This is a genomic window from Pseudomonas sp. P2S-1, assembly GCF_057197725.1.
In genome coordinates this window covers 561,310-576,952 of the sequence record NZ_CM170068.1, presented here as the reverse complement: position 1 = coordinate 576,952, position 15,643 = coordinate 561,310, and the positions used below count along the sequence as shown (strand labels likewise).

The 15,643-nt window shown below is 61.9% G+C and carries 16 protein-coding genes and 1 pseudogene; 3 read left to right on the top strand and 14 right to left on the bottom strand.

Annotated elements, in window-relative coordinates; all coding sequences use genetic code 11:
• Positions 1-17: 17 nt before the first annotated feature.
• Both AC2CQI_RS02765 and AC2CQI_RS02760 read right to left on the bottom strand, forming a co-directional pair.
• Positions 18-1,052 carry a methionine synthase gene (locus tag AC2CQI_RS02765; RefSeq protein WP_075805551.1) on the bottom strand — a complete coding sequence of 345 codons (1,035 nt, stop codon included), beginning with the start codon at positions 1,050-1,052 and terminating at the stop codon, positions 18-20.
• Between the two features lie 29 nt (positions 1,053-1,081).
• Positions 1,082-2,065 carry a DUF1852 domain-containing protein gene (locus AC2CQI_RS02760; protein WP_075805550.1) on the bottom strand — a complete coding sequence of 328 codons (984 nt, stop codon included), beginning with the start codon at positions 2,063-2,065 and terminating at the stop codon, positions 1,082-1,084.
• 122 nt (positions 2,066-2,187) lie between these two features.
• Here AC2CQI_RS02760 and AC2CQI_RS02755 point away from each other — a divergent pair, with 122 nt between their 5' ends.
• Positions 2,188-2,667 (top strand): P-loop nucleotide/nucleoside kinase family protein, encoded by a 480-nt coding sequence (locus AC2CQI_RS02755; protein WP_484579078.1) that lies wholly within the window; start codon positions 2,188-2,190, stop codon positions 2,665-2,667.
• Between the two features lie 419 nt (positions 2,668-3,086).
• Here AC2CQI_RS02755 and AC2CQI_RS02750 read toward each other — a convergent pair.
• The 4 genes and pseudogenes from AC2CQI_RS02750 to AC2CQI_RS02735 all read right to left on the bottom strand — a co-directional run.
• Positions 3,087-3,164, bottom strand: a pseudogene (locus tag AC2CQI_RS02750) (hypothetical protein); the annotation flags it as partial.
• Between the two features lie 188 nt (positions 3,165-3,352).
• Entirely contained in the window at positions 3,353-5,779 is a 2,427-nt protein-coding gene (locus tag AC2CQI_RS02745) for a TonB-dependent siderophore receptor (RefSeq protein ID WP_484579077.1), read from the bottom strand.
• A gap of 109 nt (positions 5,780-5,888) precedes the next feature.
• Complete coding sequence (locus AC2CQI_RS02740) at positions 5,889-6,833, bottom strand: FecR domain-containing protein (protein ID WP_075805547.1); 945 nt, start codon at positions 6,831-6,833, stop codon at positions 5,889-5,891.
• Positions 6,830-7,333, bottom strand: a complete 504-nt coding sequence (locus tag AC2CQI_RS02735) for a sigma-70 family RNA polymerase sigma factor (protein ID WP_075805546.1) — start codon at positions 7,331-7,333, stop codon at positions 6,830-6,832. The genes AC2CQI_RS02740 and AC2CQI_RS02735 overlap by 4 nt, the downstream gene beginning before the upstream one ends.
• 163 nt (positions 7,334-7,496) lie before the next feature.
• Between AC2CQI_RS02735 and AC2CQI_RS02730 the strand changes: the two genes are divergently transcribed.
• A complete protein-coding gene (locus tag AC2CQI_RS02730; protein WP_178392050.1) occupies positions 7,497-7,649 on the top strand; it encodes a hypothetical protein in 153 nt (50 codons plus the stop codon).
• Complete coding sequence (locus AC2CQI_RS02725) at positions 7,646-8,083, top strand: hypothetical protein (RefSeq protein WP_075805545.1); 438 nt, start codon at positions 7,646-7,648, stop codon at positions 8,081-8,083. The genes AC2CQI_RS02730 and AC2CQI_RS02725 overlap by 4 nt, the downstream gene beginning before the upstream one ends.
• A gap of 36 nt (positions 8,084-8,119) precedes the next feature.
• On the opposite strand, the gene AC2CQI_RS02720 is transcribed toward AC2CQI_RS02725, so the two are convergent.
• From AC2CQI_RS02720 to AC2CQI_RS02685, 8 genes are all read right to left on the bottom strand, one after another.
• Positions 8,120-9,013 (bottom strand): LysR family transcriptional regulator, encoded by an 894-nt coding sequence (locus AC2CQI_RS02720; RefSeq protein WP_075805544.1) that lies wholly within the window; start codon positions 9,011-9,013, stop codon positions 8,120-8,122.
• Between the two features lie 82 nt (positions 9,014-9,095).
• Positions 9,096-10,148, bottom strand: coding sequence for an alpha/beta hydrolase (locus AC2CQI_RS02715; RefSeq protein WP_075805543.1), 1,053 nt, complete (start codon positions 10,146-10,148; stop codon positions 9,096-9,098).
• A 49-nt stretch (positions 10,149-10,197) separates the two neighbouring features.
• Entirely contained in the window at positions 10,198-11,142 is a 945-nt protein-coding gene (locus AC2CQI_RS02710; RefSeq protein ID WP_484580575.1) for an alpha/beta hydrolase, read from the bottom strand.
• A 121-nt stretch (positions 11,143-11,263) separates the two neighbouring features.
• Positions 11,264-12,037, bottom strand: coding sequence for a carboxymuconolactone decarboxylase family protein (locus tag AC2CQI_RS02705; protein ID WP_484579076.1), 774 nt, complete (start codon positions 12,035-12,037; stop codon positions 11,264-11,266).
• Positions 12,038-12,266: 229 nt separating this feature from the next.
• On the bottom strand, positions 12,267-12,734 hold the full coding sequence (locus tag AC2CQI_RS02700; protein ID WP_075805541.1) for a (R)-mandelonitrile lyase: 468 nt from the start codon (positions 12,732-12,734) through the stop codon (positions 12,267-12,269).
• Between the two features lie 60 nt (positions 12,735-12,794).
• Entirely contained in the window at positions 12,795-13,787 is a 993-nt protein-coding gene (locus AC2CQI_RS02695; protein WP_075805540.1) for an aldo/keto reductase, read from the bottom strand.
• Between the two features lie 24 nt (positions 13,788-13,811).
• On the bottom strand, positions 13,812-14,402 hold the full coding sequence (locus AC2CQI_RS02690) for a flavodoxin (protein WP_484579075.1): 591 nt from the start codon (positions 14,400-14,402) through the stop codon (positions 13,812-13,814).
• Positions 14,399-15,388, bottom strand: a complete 990-nt coding sequence (locus AC2CQI_RS02685) for an aldo/keto reductase (protein WP_075805538.1) — start codon at positions 15,386-15,388, stop codon at positions 14,399-14,401. Before AC2CQI_RS02685 ends, AC2CQI_RS02690 begins: the two co-directional genes overlap by 4 nt.
• Between the last annotated feature and the right edge of the window lie 255 nt (positions 15,389-15,643).

The window sequence follows — 15,643 nt, the reverse complement described above, 5'->3', positions numbered from 1 at the left end:
GGTCTCGACAGCCTGGATCAATACTGGTTGAGCAGTTCTTTGCGGACGATCTCCGCGCCCGCGCTCAAAGCGTTGAGCTTGCCCCGCGCCACCTGGCGCGGCAGCGGCGCCATGCCGCAGTTGGTGCACGGATAGAGCTTGTCGGCATCGACGAACTGCAGGGCCTTGCGCAGGGTGTTGGCAACCTCCTCCGGCGTTTCGATGGCGTGGTTGGCCACGTCGATGGCACCGACCATCACCTTCTTGCCGCGGATCAGCTCGATCAGTTCCATCGGCACATGGGAGTTGTGGCACTCCAGCGAGACGATATCGATGCTGGACTTCTGCAGCCTGGGGAAGGCCTCTTCGTATTGGCGCCATTCCGAACCCAGGGTCTTCTTCCAGTCGGTGTTGGCCTTGATACCGTAGCCATAGCAGATATGCACGGCGGTCTCGCATTTCAGGCCTTCGATGGCCCGCTCCAGGGTGGCGACGCCCCATTCGTTCACTTCATCGAAGAACACGTTGAAGGCCGGTTCATCGAACTGGATGATATCGACGCCTGCCGCTTCCAGCTCGCGGGCTTCCTGGTTGAGGATCTTCGCGAACTCCCAGGCGAGTTTTTCGCGGCTCTTGTAATGGGCATCGTAGAGCGTGTCGATCATGGTCATCGGGCCAGGCAGCGCCCACTTGATCGGTTGCCCGGTCTGTTCGCGGAGAAACCTCGCATCCTCGACGAACACCGGTTTCTTCCGCGAAACCGCGCCCACCACGGTCGGCACGCTGGCGTCATAACGGTCACGGATGCGCACGGTTTCTCGTTTCTCGAAATCGACGCCTTCGAGGTGCTCGATAAAGGTCGTGACGAAGTGCTGGCGGGTCTGCTCGCCGTCGCTGACGATATCGATGCCCGCGTGTAGCTGTTCCTGCAACGCCAGGCGCAGGGCGTCCTGCTTGCCCTGGAGCAGTTCCTCGCCTTCGAGTTTCCAGGGCGACCAAAGGGTTTCGGGCTGGGCCAGCCAGGAAGGTTTTGGCAGGCTGCCGGCAGTGGAAGTTGGAAGCAGTTTTTTCATGAACAGATGGACCTTGTCGTTTCGATTATTCAGAAGGCGTGGCTGGCGGACCATTGCTGAAGAACAGCCTGGTAAGGCTTGATGAACTGCTCTTCGGCGAACTTGCCCTGCTCGATGGCCAGGCGGGTGCGCTCTTCCCGGTCGTAGACGATCCGGGTCAATGAATAATCCTCGTGCTTCAGGCTCGGCTGGTAGGACTTACCGGCCGCGGAATTGGCGTTGTAGATTTCCGGACGATAGATCTTCTGGAAGGTGTCCATGGTGGCGATGGTGCTGATCAGCTCAAGATTGGTGTAATCACCGAGCAGATCACCAGAGAAGTAGAACGCCAGCGGCGCGACGCTGTTCGGCGGCATGAAATAGCGCACCTTCAGGCCCATCTTGCGGAAGTAGTCGTCGGTCAGGGAGTACTCGTCCTGCTGGTATTCGAAGCCCAGCACCGGGTGCTGGTTCTCGGTACGGTGGTAGGTCTTGCTGCTCGATACGCTCAGGCAGATGACCGGCTGCTTGGCGAAATGCGCACTGTAGGCGCTGGAGTTCACGAAGCACTTGAATAGCTTGCCGTGCAGGTCGCCGAAGTCCTCCGGGGTACTGAACCCGGCCTGCCCCTTGTTGTGCCCCAGCAGCAACACGCTGAAGTCGTAGTCACGGACATAGGACGAGAAGTTGTTGCCGACGATGCCTTCGCTACGCTCGCCGGTCTTCCGGTCGATGATGTTGGTCTTGAGGATTTCGATCAGTGGCAGCGCTTCAATACGGCGGTTGCCGTCGATATTCATCGCGACGGAGATGATCTCGAGCTCGACCGCGTAGCGATCGCCTTGCGGGTTGTCCCAGTGCGCCAGGGCATTGAAGCGGTTGTCGATCATGCGCAGGGTGTTACGCAGGTTCTCCCGGCGGCGGGTGCCACGGGCCAGATTGGCAAAGTTGGTGGTAATGCGGGTATTGTCGGCGGGCTGATAGTTCTCGTCGAAATCAATACTCTTGATGGTGAAGCTGAATTCGTTGTTCATCGCGGTCCTGCGCCCTGTAGCTGTCTCGATAGGGCGCATTCTAGGGCGCGAGGATCATGAGCAAAATTGAATTGATTTCAGCGAAGCATTAGCCGGACTCATGATAAGGAATCGTCGCCCCCATGCCTGTACTCCACCTCTTATGCGGCAAGATCGCTTCGGGAAAGTCCACCCTCTCCAGGTCGCTGGCAGCCAGGCACGCCGCCATCGTGCTCAGTGAAGATCACTGGCTGGCCCGGCTGTATCCCGGGCAGATCAGTTCAGTGGCCGATTACGTGCGCCATGCCCGGCAGATTCGCGAAGTACTGGGGCCGCTGGTGATCGATATCCTCAAGGCCGGCGCTCATGTGGTGCTGGATTTTCCGGCGAACACGCTGGCAGACCGCAAATGGCTGAGCCATCTCGCCGATGTGGCGGGGGCTCAGCATTGTGTGCATTACCTGGAGGTCGAGGATGCGGTTTGCCGTGAGCGGCTGCGGGCGAGAAATGCCTTGGGTGAGCATGATTTCGCGGCCAGCGATGCGGATTTCGACTTGATTACCAGCTATTTCCGGGCGCCGGAAGCGGCGGAGGGGCTGGAGGTACAAGTACATCGGGGTTAGCAGGAACGACGCGGACCTTGTAGGAGCTGGCTTGCCAGCGATTTGGCCGGCACTGGCAAAGAGGATGTCAGGACGGGCCTCATCGCTGCATGGGTATCTACACAGCTCTGTTTCTGGCACGACGCCGTCGGGGTGGGAGCGGATTCATCCGCGATTGGGCGCGAAGCGGCCATAAAACCTGACTCCCAGGTGTGTCAGGCAAACCTGGGACTTAGGTTTTACGACGGCTCCGCCGCCGATCGCGGATGAATCCGCTCCCACACCGACCGCGTCGTTTCAGCCGTACCCCCGGCAACCCGTTGGCCGGCGCAGTACCGGTGGCATCATGGAACCGCCGCAGGGTCGCCATGTGACCTCAATTCTCGGAGCGCAGCGTAACGGCAAAGTTACGCGGCTCGCCGTAGTAATTGCCCAGGATAAAGGTCGCCACCCATGTGCCAGTCGCTCAGCTCGCCGGGCAGGCGGTAGCTGGTCGCCAGCTTGAACAGGCGCCGGGGAGCGGTTTCAGTCATCTCATGGACCATGAGTTTCAAACTCCCGGATTCTCGCTCGCTACAACCTGTGCGATCTCCACCGCCCCCCCCAGGGCAAGCTCACCAACCTATTGAGTGGGTTCAAGCGCGTTTGAAACGCGAGACTACACCGACCTGCGGAGCGGGCTGTCGATCCCGCAGGTCGGTATCGCTCAATTCTCGTACCGCAGCGTCAGCGCAAAATTGCGCGGTGCACCGTAGTAGTTGCCGAGGTCCGGGCTGAACACCGCCGTGTAGTACTTCTCGTCGAACAGGTTGTTCAGGTTGAGCTGCACACTGAGGTTCTTGTCGATCGCGTACCGGGTATTGAGGTCGACCAGGTTGTAGGCGCCCTGCTGCACCTCATCCAGGTAGATCCTGCTTTGGTGATAGACGTTGGCGCCTACCGTCCAGCTTTGCAGGCCGCCCGGCAGCCGGTAGGTCGTCCCCGCCTTGAACAGGCGCTGCGGCGCGGTTTCGGTGCCATAGTCCTTGCCTTTGTTCGGACCTGCCACGTACTCGGGGTGGCTGTAGGTATAGCCGGCCAATGCATTCCAGCCCGGCAGCAGCTCGCCCGACACTTCCAGGTCGAACCCCTGGTTACGCACTTTTGCCCCTTCGCTGTAGCAGCGCGAAGTGCGCGTCGGCCCACACTGACGAGGTGCATCCGCAATCACCGCCGGCAGGCCCGTCTGGTCCACTTCGAAGAGCGCCACGGCGGTGTTGAGCCGACCATCGAAGTACTCGCTTTTCACACCGATCTCATAGTTGCTGCCGGTGATGGGCTTCAGCAGTTTGTTGTCCAGGCTGTAGTTGCTTTGCATCTTGTAGATCTCGGTGTAGCTGGCATATACCGAGTGGTTGTCGTTCAGGTCATACACCACCCCGCCGTAGGGAATGATCTTGGCATCCTCCTTGAACGCGTCGGTATCCCAGGGCCCGGCGGTGTCGTAGTCGACCCAGCTCAGGCGGCTGCCGATGATCAGGTGCAAGTCGTCGACCGGGTTGAGGCGCGTGGCGAGGTAGAGGCCTTTGTCCTTGCGCAGATGGCGACTTTCGGAGACGGAGGGAAGCAGCTCTGGCGCGGGCAGCGGGCCTCCGCTGAAGGTATCCAGGTCGATCGTGGTGGGACCAGCGGTGCTGCGGGTGCCGTATTCCAGGCGGTCGCGCCGCGCACTGGCCCCGATCACCAGCTCATGCTTGCGGCCGAACAGTTCGAAGGCGCCATCGAGCGCGGCATCCAGGCTGATCTGGTCGTCGTCGTAGCGCGCCGAGTTGGCGTAGAAGTCCAGAACGCTGTCGTCACCACTGCGGTGGTAACCGTACTGGGCGAGAAAGTCGGCGTTGGACCAGATGACGTTGGTGGCCAGCGTCAGCTTCCAGTCCTCGTTGAAGCTGTGCTTGATATCGGCAAATACACTGCGATTGATCTTGTCCAGGTGCGCCCACTTGCCAGTGAACGAGGTGGAGCGGGAGAACCCGTAGGACTGGCCATTGCTGCGGGTCGGCATGCCGCCCCAGTCGTAGCCGCCGTTGTCGTCCTGTTGCAGGGAGATACCCAGCGATACCGTGGTGCGCTCGCCGAGGTCAGCCTCGCCGATGGCATAGAACAGCTGGTTGTCCTTCTCGGAATAGTCCTGGTAGCTGTTGCCCGTGTTGTACATCAGTACCGTGCGCCCCCGCAGGGTGCCCTGCTGGTTGAGCGGCCCGCCGACGTCCACCTGACCGCGGTACTGGTCCCATGAGCCGGCGCTGAGTTCGCCCTTGAGCTGGTAGAAATCGGTCGGCCGTTTACGCACCAGGTTGACCGCTGCGGACGGGCTGCCCGCGCCTTGCAGCAAGCCATTGGCGCCGCGCACGAACTCGACGCGGTCGTAGATGGCCATGTTGGTCACCGACATCACGTCCATCGAGAAGCTTTCCGAGATGCTCGTCGGCAGGCCATCGAACTGCAGATCGTCAACCTGGAAACCGCGGGAGAAATACCGGGAGCGTTCAGTGCCGAAGTCCTTGACGGTGTTGATCCCCGTCGCGGCCCGCGCGACGTCATCAAGGGACTGCATGTTCTGATCGTCCATCTGCTGGCGCGTCACCACGGTGACCGACTGCGGTGTCTCCCGTGGCGACAAGGCAAGCTTCGTTGCGGTACTGGTGGAGCCGGTGATGTAGGACCCGGTGCCCTCGCTCGCCGCCCCGGGCGCCCGCGCGTTCACGTTGGTCGCCCCCAGCTCCATCACCGCGTCACCGCTGGCGACCACCAGCACGTAACCCCCATTTGCCTGGCGCTGGGCGTGCAGGCCACTATTGGCCAACAGGCGTTGCAAACCTTCCTCGACACTGTAGGCACCTTCAAGCCCGGGGGTGGTGAGCTGGCGTGTCTGATTGGTGTCGAACGACAAAGTCACGCCGGCCTGCACGGCAAACTGCGTGAGTGCCGCGCCCAGAGGGCCGGCGGGAATCTGGTAGATGGCTTGGGTTTGCGCTGCGACCTGGGCTGGCAACAGCACGGCGGCAGGCACCGCGGCGAGGGTGATGCCGAACAGGGAAAGGCGGATGGCGCGGGTAATGGCGGGGCTGGCATCGAGGTGAAGCGGGAGCATTGAGTGATCCTTCCGTTGCTATGGCAGAAGTCGCTGTGATCGCGGCTTGTGTCATTGACGGATGAGAATCCAGATCAGCAAGGCAGCCCGAAAAGTTTTTGCAAAGGGCTCAGGCGGGTTCGACGCTGGCCCAGTAGCGCGTGAGGTAGCGCACCCTGACCGGCAGGCTCTTGCCGAGGTTTTCCAGGACCGTGTCGGTATCGTCGATGCGGAAGGCGCCGGAGATCTTCAGGTTCTCCACGGCGGCTGCACAACGCAGTACGCCCGGACGGTAGCGCCCCAGCTCGCTGATGAAATCGCCCAGCCGGCAGTCGTTCACGCTCAGCATGCCCTGCACCCAGGCGGCCGAGTTGGCGGGTAAAGGCTCGATGCTGCCGGTTTGCGTGTCGTCGAAGACTACCTGCTCTCCGGCCTCTACACGCAGGGCGGTCCCGGCAAGATATTGCGGACGCACCTCCACCGCTGCCTGCAATACTCCGACCTGGGTCCGCTGTTCCAGCTGGCGCACGCTGAACCGGGTGCCCAGGGCGCGCACGCTGCCGTTGGCGGTCTGCACGATAAAGGGCCGTTGCCCAGGGTCCCTGGCCGTTTCGATCAGCACTTCCCCTTGGTACAAGCGGATCAAACGCGTGTCGGCATCGAAGCGAATATCCACGGCGCTACCGGCGTTCAGTTCCAGTTGCGAACCATCGTCCAGGCGCAGCGAGCGGCGTTCGCGCACGCTGGTGCGCTGCTGGGCAAGCAGCGCTTGATACGGCAGCTGTTCGACGGCCAGCCAGGTGCTGCCGCTGGCGGCGAGCAACAGCCCCAGCAGCTTCAGCACCTGGCGTCGTTGTGCCTGGGCGGCCCCCAGACCGGACAGCGCCGCCTCCTGGGGAATCCGCGCCCATTGCTGCTGCAGCCGCTCGACCCGCGCCCAGGCCGAAGCGTGCTCAGGGCTGGCCAGCAGCCAGGTCCGCCAGGCCTGCTTGCGCGCGGCATCATCGTCACCGTCATTGAGTTGCACATACCAGGTTGCGGCGGCCTCCAGGACCTTGAGGTCGGGAGCGTTCATGGCGCGTCGACCAGCAACAGGCAGCGGGTGGTGGCACGGATCAGGTGGTTCTTCACCGTGGTGATCGACACGCCGAACTGCTCGGCAACGGCCCCGTAGCTCAGGCCCTCCAGTTGCACGGCGAGGAAAATATCCCGCGTGCGCGGGCCCAGTTCATCGAGCAATGTATCGATCTGGAGCAGCATCTCGATGATCGACAGCCGCACCTCCGGCGACACCTCCACCGGCTCCGGGCGCTGCGCCAGGGCGAACAGATAGGCCTGTTCGATGGCCCGGCGGCGTGACTTGTCGATCAACAGGGACCGGGCGATGGCACTGAGGTAACCGCGCGGCTCGCGGATGGGCGCGTCGTTGCGCGCGGTCATCACCCGGATGAAGGTGTCCTGGGCCAGGTCGGCAGCATCGGCTGCGTTGCCAAGGCGTACCCGCAGCCAGCCCTTCAGCCAGGTGTTGTGTTCGCGGTAAAGCAGATGGACAGCGGCTGAGTCGAGCGTCGACATGGGATGCAACCGATATGCAAATGGGAATTTGTCGCATTGTCTGGAGTTGAGGGATTTAATGCAAGGTTCAAAGGCCGCACCGAACGCGTTTTACTGTTTCGCCCATAGCGGGTGGAAAACACCTGGCCTCAAACGTCTTTCATAGACAGCCAAAGGAGCAACCATGAAAACGGACTGGAACCTGATTCGCGAAATGATGAACACCGCCATCGATAGCTGTGAGCAAATCGAGGCAGCGGGCTTTGACGAATCCCTTCGTTCAGCCACCATCAACATCAGCGGCGTCGAGTGCACGGTAATGGGAGCGCAAGAGTGAATACCACCCTGTTGCGCCGTCTCGTCTTTTGCCTCATCGGCACCCTCGGTCTCGCCCTGCTCCTCCCTTGGGGTATCTACTGGTTGGGATTGTCCAGGCTTTCCCACTACCCAGAGCCCCCCGTTCGCGCCATATCAGCCGTGCAACATGAATGGGTAAGGCGCCTCGCCGGAGGCGAAGGTGATCCGGTCGTGACGCCGCTGACTCCGTTTTCGTACGGCTACGCTATTTTCGCCCGGGAAATGGAAGCGGACAAAAGTACTCGGGTCATCGGGTTGGTGGCCTCCGATCATCTCAGCAATCAGGAACCCCAGCAGAGAATGCTGTGGCGGCACTTGTCGGGCGCGGCCCTGACCATCTGGTTGAGCAGGAACTGGACAGATCAACAGATTACGGCAGCGGCCTTGGTCGCCCTTCAGCGCCGGCCTCGCTGAACGAGCGACGACACCGCTTCAGGGTTCGTGACTCTCTCAGCGCTTGTGCCGCAATGCCTCAACCACCACGCCAAACGCTGACGAATGCTCACGCCGATTCGGGTAGTAGAGATGGTATCCGGCGAAGGGCTGGCACCAGTCTTCAAGTACCCGCAGCAGCGAGCCATCGGCCAGATGGTTCGCCACCATGTCTTCAGGTAGAAACCCCAGGCCACACCCCGCCACGGCCGCACGCAGGATCGGCACGCTGCTGTTGAAGGTCCACTGCCCCTCCACGCGGGCCTTGAGTTCATGGCCGTCCTTTTCAAAATCCCACTGCAGCAGGCTTCCGTGCGTGGGCAGGCGCAGGTTGATGCAGTTGTGGCTGGCCAGGTCACCAGGCTCCATGGGGAATGGCCGCTGCCTGAAGTACTCGGGCGACCCTACGACCGCAATGCGCAAAGGCGGGCCGATCGGCACGGCAATCATGTCCTTGGCCACCTGGTCACCCAGCCGCACACCTGCGTCATAGCGCTGGGCGACAATGTCGGAGAGCGCGTAATCCACGGTGATTTCGACCTTGATGTCCGGGTAGTCGGGCAATACCTTCAGCAGCTTTGGCCAGAGGATATTGTTCGCTGCGTGCTCGGACGCGGAGATCCGCACGTTGCCGGCCGGAGTGTCACGAAACTCGCTGACCGCCGCCAGTTCAAGCTCTATCTCGTCGAAGCGTGGCGCCATGGATTGATACAGGCGCTGGCCAGCTTCGGTCGGCGACACGCTGCGTGTGGTACGCGTGAGCAGACGTACCCCGAGCCGGGTTTCCAGCGCGCGCATGGTGTGGCTGAGCGCAGACTGGGAAACGCCCAACTGTGCGGCCGCGCGGGTGAAGCTGCCTTCGCGGGCGATGACCACGAAGGCTTGCAGGTCGTTGAGGTTGGCGCGGGACATTGATGAGAACCTCTCATGAGGGGCGCGGGATTGATCCATGAAAGCAGGTTGCACACGGATGCGCGACCCTCAGGAGCGCTGATTACAAGGTGCGGGCGTAAAACGCGGTCAGTTTGCCAATCGCGGCATCGACATAACGGGGCACCCAATAGGTTTCGATGTGCGTGGCGCCCTCGAGGATAAACACTTCCTTGTCGGTGGTGCCGGTTGCCCTGGGGAAGGCGTCCTGCGTCATGTACAGGCTGTCGGCCTTGCTGCCGGCAATCATCAGCAATGGCTGGTTGATCAGCTCGATGTGGTCAGTGGCGTCGAAACGCATCAGGTCGATCAGGCTGCTGGTGGTGTATTTGAAGGTCGAGTTGGGGTGCGCGTGCGTCTTCCAGTAGTACTCATAACCTTGGCGATACAGTTCGAAGGGCAGCTTGGCAATCTGCTCGTCGGTGAGGTTGGCGTCCCCCGAGTAGAGCACGGCACCACCGGCCGCTTGCTGGGCACGGGCTGCTGACGCCTGCTCCAGGCGTTGCTGGATGCTATCCATCTGCGAGTCGTTGTAGCCGTTGCGACGTACCCTTCCGGAGTTGAACATGCTCACCGTGGCCAGCGATTTGAAGCGTTTGTCGGTTTGCGCTGCCGCCAGCGAATAACCACCGCCACCACAGATGCCGAGCAGGCCCAGCCGCTTGTCATCGACGCCGGCAAACTGGCTGATGAAGTCAGCCATACCGTGAATGTCTTCTATGCGATACGCCGGTTTATCGATGCTGCGTGGCTGGCCGCCGCTCGCGCCCTGGTAGGCCGCGTCGGCCGTGATGGTGATGTAGCCCTGCTCGGCCAGGCGTTGCGCGTACAGACCGGCGACTTGCTCTTTTACGCCGCCATTGGGGTGTGCAACGACCACGGTCGGGTAGCTCTTCTTCGCGTCATAGTTGGCCGGCGTGTAGACGTTGGCGGCGATATCCAGACCGTTGAGCGTGTAGCTGACTGGATGGATATTGACCTTGCCGGGTTCGTTCTTGCTGATCGCGCCCTCGTAGGCAAGGGTGAACGGGTTCTTTTTGTAATCGGCGGCCAAGGCTTCGCCCGTAGAAAGGCCGACCAATGCCGACATGAACGTGGCTTTGAGGGTGTTTTTCATGTGAAGCTCCTGAGCAATCAAAGGGGCGGCAGTTGCAAAAGTGTTCGGGTCAGTCCAGCTGGTTTTCTTTGAGGAATTGCGCAACCAGGTCCGCGATCTGCATGTTGTTCAGATCCGACATGGGGAAATGGGTATTGCCGTGAATGCCGATTTCCGGCAGGTGGATCAGTCGCACGGCACCGCCGTGGCGATTGACCGCTTCACGCCAGAGTCGGGCCATTTTCAAACGTGCGCGCCAACTGTCCTGAGCGGGCAGGTCGACCTTCTCCTCCGGGATGTTGTCGCCGTAGAGGATCAGGATCGGAATGCGTGTAAGGGCCATGAATTGCTCCATCGACACTGCCGCGCCTTGCACCGTGTCGAACGCGCTGGGAATCGGCGCAGGCACCTCACCCTCGGCGAATACGAAGCTGCTGCCCGGTTCGAACGCCACGACGGCCTTGACCTTGTCGTTCTTGATCGCCGTCAACCAGCCCGGCCCGCCACCTTGCGAATGGGTGAATAAAATCCCCGGGCCAATCTTGTCGAACAGTGCTGACACGCCATCAGAAACCACGGCCATGTCGAAGGGCCCGGTGTTCGGCGTCATCGCCCGGAAAAACTGCTCGCGGGCCGGGGCATCCTGTGCCACTTGCACGCCGTTGAAGTAGTTGGGCCACAGGCCGAGGCGGAACTGGTTGAACCATAGTTGTTCGTCAGGCACAGGCTTGATGGTGGCCTCGACCATGCTGCGTCCGGCATCGCCACGTCGCGGCTGATCGATCAGGTAGACGCCGTAGTGCCGACGCAGAAAGATGTTCTGAAAGCCTTCGCGACCATCAGCGGTGGTTTCCCAGGTCTTGGAAAACTGACCCGCACCGTGCCACATGACGATGGGCAGTTTTCGCGCATCCACCGGAATTTGATAGAAGGCGTAGGCGTGGTCACCGTGGTAGGTCTGGCCGTTGGGCGTCATCGGTTGGCGCGGGTTGAAGGTGCCCGGTGCAGTGGTCACCGTTCCGCCAGCGGCAAAGCTGCCTTGTCGTTGAATCAGCAACGCGCCGTCGGGGTGATTCGCGCAGGCCGCCAACAGGCTCAACAGCGCGATGTTCAGCAGGTACTTTGCACGATTCATGTCATTTCCCCGAAGCCGCGAGCGCCTGGCTCAACGCGGTACTGGCACGTTCAGCCGTCTGCGCATCGCCGTGTTGTTTCAGCAGTTCGGTAACCTCGTGCAACTGTGCCGCGCTCAGACCGACGCGCAGGCTCGCCGCCATGTGCGAGCGCAATTGCGGCTCGACACCTGGGGTTGCCGCCAGCGCCCCGACGGTCGCCAGTTCGCGGCTTTGCCAGTCGAGGTTGTCGCGCTCGAAGATGTCGCCGAACAGGTGGGTTTGCAGGAAGCGGTTGATCACCGGCGCGAACTCGAACACCGGGCCTTTGACCGGAGCACCGGAGATCCTGGTTTGATTCGCGGTGCCGGCGGCCAGCAACTCATCCCCGCTCGGAATCGCCCGGCCTGGCTCACGCCCCGGTGCATCTTCGATGCCGCGCTGTTTGCGCGCCTGCACCACCGTCATCAGCTCGCTCAAGGCATTGAGGCTGCGCGGGAAGCCCACATAGGCGTACAGTTGCACCAGAATTTCCCGGGTTTCGCTGATGCTCAAGCCAGCATCGAGCCCTTGATTGAGCGCGGTGTCCAGGTTGGGCATGTCGCTGGTCGCCATGAACGCGGCGATCAGGGGAATCGCTTGTTGCTGGCGCGACAAGGTGACTGCGCTGGGGTGCGTACTGGCCATGGTCTGCGATACCTCGGCTGCTTGAGTCGTAACGCTGGGCATCGCCCCGATGCCCAGACAAAGCGCCATGAGTGCGGGAAGCGCAGCGCTGCGGCGTGCGTCAGTGTTCATCGTGAAAGGCTCCATCCATTGCGGGTAGCTGCGGTGTCGCTGGATCGTACGGAGGACGGTTGTGGCGATTAACCCCGAAATTGCGCAAGGACTTCTGAGCAGGGCTCATGAGTCGGCCTCGCCATAACCGCGACAATTGCAGCGCAACCACGCCACTACGGGGCCTGGAGCACGGATGACGGCTTGCGGCAAAGGTGCCGGGCGAGCGACCTCGACACATTCGGTAACTTCATTGGCCTGCGTATTGCGCCTCCGAGACCTGTTCCGCCCAGGTAACGGTCTGGCCGTCCTCGGCTTCTGCGATGGCGATGTGGGTCATGCCAGTGCTGGCCGTGGCGCCATGCCAGTGACGGGTGTGGGGCGCAATCCAGACAGTGTCGCCCGGTCGGATTTCCTGTCGCGGCCCCCCTTCTTGTTGAACGTAGCCGACGCCTGCGGTGACGATCAGCGTTTGCCCAAGCGGATGGGTGTGCCACGCCGTGCGTGCGCCGGGTTCGAAGGTCACCGTGCCGCCGGCGATGCGCGCAGGCGGCTCGCCCTTGAACAGGCCATCAACACGTACCGTGCCGGTGAAGTTTTGCGCCGCGCCCTTGACCGAGGGCTGCGAGCCGTGCGGCGTGATGCGGATTCCGCTGGCAGCCTGGGATTCCACTGCCATGAATGACAGGGCAACGAGTGGTGCGATCAATCGGTTCATCGGCTCGACTCCGGCCAGACGTGAAGGCAGCGGCGCACAGCGCGCCGCGTTTGCGCAGACTCAGAGTCCGGTCATCTTCAATGCCGATTCCGGCAGGCGTTCACCCTGTACCTGAAGCTGCGCCATCTGCTCGCTGATCATGCGCAGATCCTCGCTGGTCAACTGCAGCTCGACGGCGCCCAGGTTCTCTTCCAGCCGATGCGGCTTGGTCGTGCCCGGGATCGGCACGATCCACGGTTTCTGTGCGAGCAACCAGGCCAGCGCGACTTGCGCCGGCGTGGCCTGTTTGCGCTGCGCAACGGCTTTCACCACCTCGACCAATGCCAGATTGGCCTTGCGCGCTTCAGGGGAAAAGCGCGGGACGACGTTGCGGAAATCGCTGGCGTCGAACTGCGTGTGCTCGTCGATCTGACCGGTGAGGAAGCCGGCACCGAGCGGGCTGAACGGCACGAAACCGATTCTCAGTTCTTCCAGTACCGCCAGCAGCTCCAGCTCCGGGCCGCGCCAGAACAGCGAATATTCGCTCTGCACCGCCGTGACCGCTTGCACCGCGTGCGCCCGGCGAATGGTGTCCACACCCGCCTCGGACAAGCCGAAATGCTTGACCTTGCCCTCGGCGATCAGGTCCTTGACGGTGCCGGCGACGTCTTCGATAGGCACCTGCGGATCAACGCGATGCTGATAGAACAGGTCGATGCAATCAGTACGCAGACGCTTCAGCGACGCCTCGGCCACAGCGCGGATGTGTTCCGGGCGGCTGTTGGTGCCACCGCCGCGTGCGCCGGTGAGCAGGTCGATATCGAAACCGAACTTTGTAGCGATGACGACCTGCTCGCGGATCGGCTGCAACGCCTCGCCCAGCAGATCTTCATTGGCGAACGGGCCATAGGCTTCGGCGGTGTCGAACAAGGTGATGCCTTGCTCGTGGGCCAAACGAATCAGCTTGATCATGCTGGCCTTGTCGGCAGCAGGCCCATAGGCCGAGGTCATGCTCATGCAGCCAAGACCCAGTGCGGACACTTCCAGGCCATTGCCCAACGTGCGGATTTTCATGATGTCACTCCGTAGAGAATTCGATCAAGGCGTGAGGGGGTGATCGCTCAGCCAGCCGTTCACGCGCTCCATGGTCTTGCGCTCCTGCTCGCTCTCCATCACAAAACCTTCCAGAACCCTGGCCTTCGGCGCGTGCTCGACCAGCACGCTGCGGCTGTTGCCCAAGCCAAAACCGCCGTGGGTATTGACCGGGATAAGGGTCTTGCCGCTCAGGTCGTGGGCGCTGAGAAAGGCGCGCACAATGGGCGGAGCGGTTTCCCCCCAGATCGGAAAGCCGAGATAGATCGTGTCGTAGTCGCTGAGGGCGTGAACCTTGTTTTGCAGCTCGGGTTCGAAGCCGCTGTCACGCTCCCGGCGCGCCTGCTCCACGGTTTGCAGATAGTCCTCGGGGTAGGCATTGGCCGGCTGGATCTCGAACAGATCGGCGCCGAGCCCACGCTGGACCAGCCCGGCGACCACCCGGGTGTTGCCGGAGCGCGAAAAGTACGCCACCAGGATCCGTGATCCCGAACGCGGCGTTTCAGCACCGGCCTGCGTGTCGGCGAGCGAAAGCAGTGGAGCACTCGCAAGCGCCGCTATCACCGTGCGCCGGAGCGGATCGGGTTCATCGCTCATCGCCCGACCCGCGCCTTGAGTGCCTCAGGATAGCGATCACCTTCGATCGGTATCTGCGCCAGCGCGCTATCGATGGCCCTGAGTTCGCTGGCGTCAAGGGTGATGTCCGCGCCGCCCAGGTTCTCTTCCAGCCGGTGCAATTTGCTGGTGCCGGGAATCGGCACGATCCACGGCGCCTGGGCCAGCAGCCAGGCCAGCGCGATCTGCGCCGGGGTAGCCTGTTTCTCCTGCGCAATCTGCCGGATCAGGGCGACCAGGCCCTGATTGGCCAGCAGCGCCGACTGGCTGAAGCGGGGTACGACGCTGCGGAAATCGTCTTTGGCGTAAGTCGTCTCCGGCGACACGGTGCCGGTGAGAAAGCCCTTGCCCAGCGGACTGAACGGTACCAGTCCTATGCCCAGCTCCCAGAGCGTAGGCAGAATCTCCTGCTCCGGCTCCCGCCACCATAACGAGTATTCGCTTTGCAGCGCCGTCACCGGTTGCACCGCATGGGCGCGGCGAATGGTTTGCGCCCCGGCCTCCGACAGACCGAAATGCTTGACCTTGCCCTCCTCGATCAGAGTCTTCACCGCACCCGCAACGTCCTCGATCGGCACGTCCGGATCAACCCGGTGCTGGTAAAGCAGGTCGATGACATCGGTCTTCAAGCGGCGCAGTGATCCTTCGACGGCGACGCGGATATGCTCCGGACGGCTGTTGAGGATCTGCTGTTTATTGTCGGCGCCGAAGGTAAAGCCGAACTTGGTTGCGATCACCACCTGATCACGAATCGGGGCCAGCGCCTGCCCCACAACCTCTTCGTTCAGGTAGGGGCCGTAGACCTCGGCGGTGTCGAAGAAGGTGACGCCCCGATCCACTGCTGCGCGGATCAGCCCGATGGCCTGTTGCGTGTCCGTCGCCGGGCCATAGCCATGGCTCAAACCCATGCAGCCCAGGCCCAGGGCGGACACTTCGAGTGAACTGCAACCGAGTGTGCGCTTGTTCATGTGGTTCTCCTGACGTTGGCGTTGAGAGAACATTAAGGGAGGTCGGGATGGGGGACTAGAGGGTCAAATTGGGAAGGGTTCATGAGCAGTGCTCATGAATGTTGATGCGGGGTGGCTGCGTTGGGTAGATTGTAGTGAGTGTCCGCATTCGACCCAAAGCTGCTGTTGGCTAAAGGCTGCTTACGGCCAGGGGCGGACGCTCACGACGGCCAGAATTTGAGGACAGGAGGAACCCACGAAACCAAAAGCTATTCA

Excerpts from the sequence above, each read along its gene's own strand:
- AC2CQI_RS02755 (WP_484579078.1), top strand. The coding sequence starts at position 2,188 with ATGCCTGTACTCCACCTCTTATGCGGCAAGATCGCTTCGGGAAAGTCC.
- AC2CQI_RS02730 (WP_178392050.1), top strand. The coding sequence starts at position 7,497 with ATGAAAACGGACTGGAACCTGATTCGCGAAATGATGAACACCGCCATC.
- AC2CQI_RS02715 (WP_075805543.1), bottom strand. The coding sequence starts at position 10,148 with ATGAAAAACACCCTCAAAGCCACGTTCATGTCGGCATTGGTCGGCCTT.
- AC2CQI_RS02760 (WP_075805550.1), bottom strand. The coding sequence starts at position 2,065 with ATGAACAACGAATTCAGCTTCACCATCAAGAGTATTGATTTCGACGAG.
- AC2CQI_RS02720 (WP_075805544.1), bottom strand. The coding sequence starts at position 9,013 with ATGTCCCGCGCCAACCTCAACGACCTGCAAGCCTTCGTGGTCATCGCC.
- AC2CQI_RS02705 (WP_484579076.1), bottom strand. The coding sequence starts at position 12,037 with ATGAACACTGACGCACGCCGCAGCGCTGCGCTTCCCGCACTCATGGCG.
- AC2CQI_RS02700 (WP_075805541.1), bottom strand. The coding sequence starts at position 12,734 with ATGAACCGATTGATCGCACCACTCGTTGCCCTGTCATTCATGGCAGTG.
- AC2CQI_RS02745 (WP_484579077.1), bottom strand. The coding sequence starts at position 5,779 with ATGCTCCCGCTTCACCTCGATGCCAGCCCCGCCATTACCCGCGCCATC.
- AC2CQI_RS02765 (WP_075805551.1), bottom strand. The coding sequence starts at position 1,052 with ATGAAAAAACTGCTTCCAACTTCCACTGCCGGCAGCCTGCCAAAACCT.
- AC2CQI_RS02685 (WP_075805538.1), bottom strand. The coding sequence starts at position 15,388 with ATGAACAAGCGCACACTCGGTTGCAGTTCACTCGAAGTGTCCGCCCTG.
- AC2CQI_RS02690 (WP_484579075.1), bottom strand. The coding sequence starts at position 14,402 with ATGAGCGATGAACCCGATCCGCTCCGGCGCACGGTGATAGCGGCGCTT.
- AC2CQI_RS02735 (WP_075805546.1), bottom strand. The coding sequence starts at position 7,333 with ATGTCGACGCTCGACTCAGCCGCTGTCCATCTGCTTTACCGCGAACAC.
- AC2CQI_RS02740 (WP_075805547.1), bottom strand. The coding sequence starts at position 6,833 with ATGAACGCTCCCGACCTCAAGGTCCTGGAGGCCGCCGCAACCTGGTAT.
- AC2CQI_RS02695 (WP_075805540.1), bottom strand. The coding sequence starts at position 13,787 with ATGAAAATCCGCACGTTGGGCAATGGCCTGGAAGTGTCCGCACTGGGT.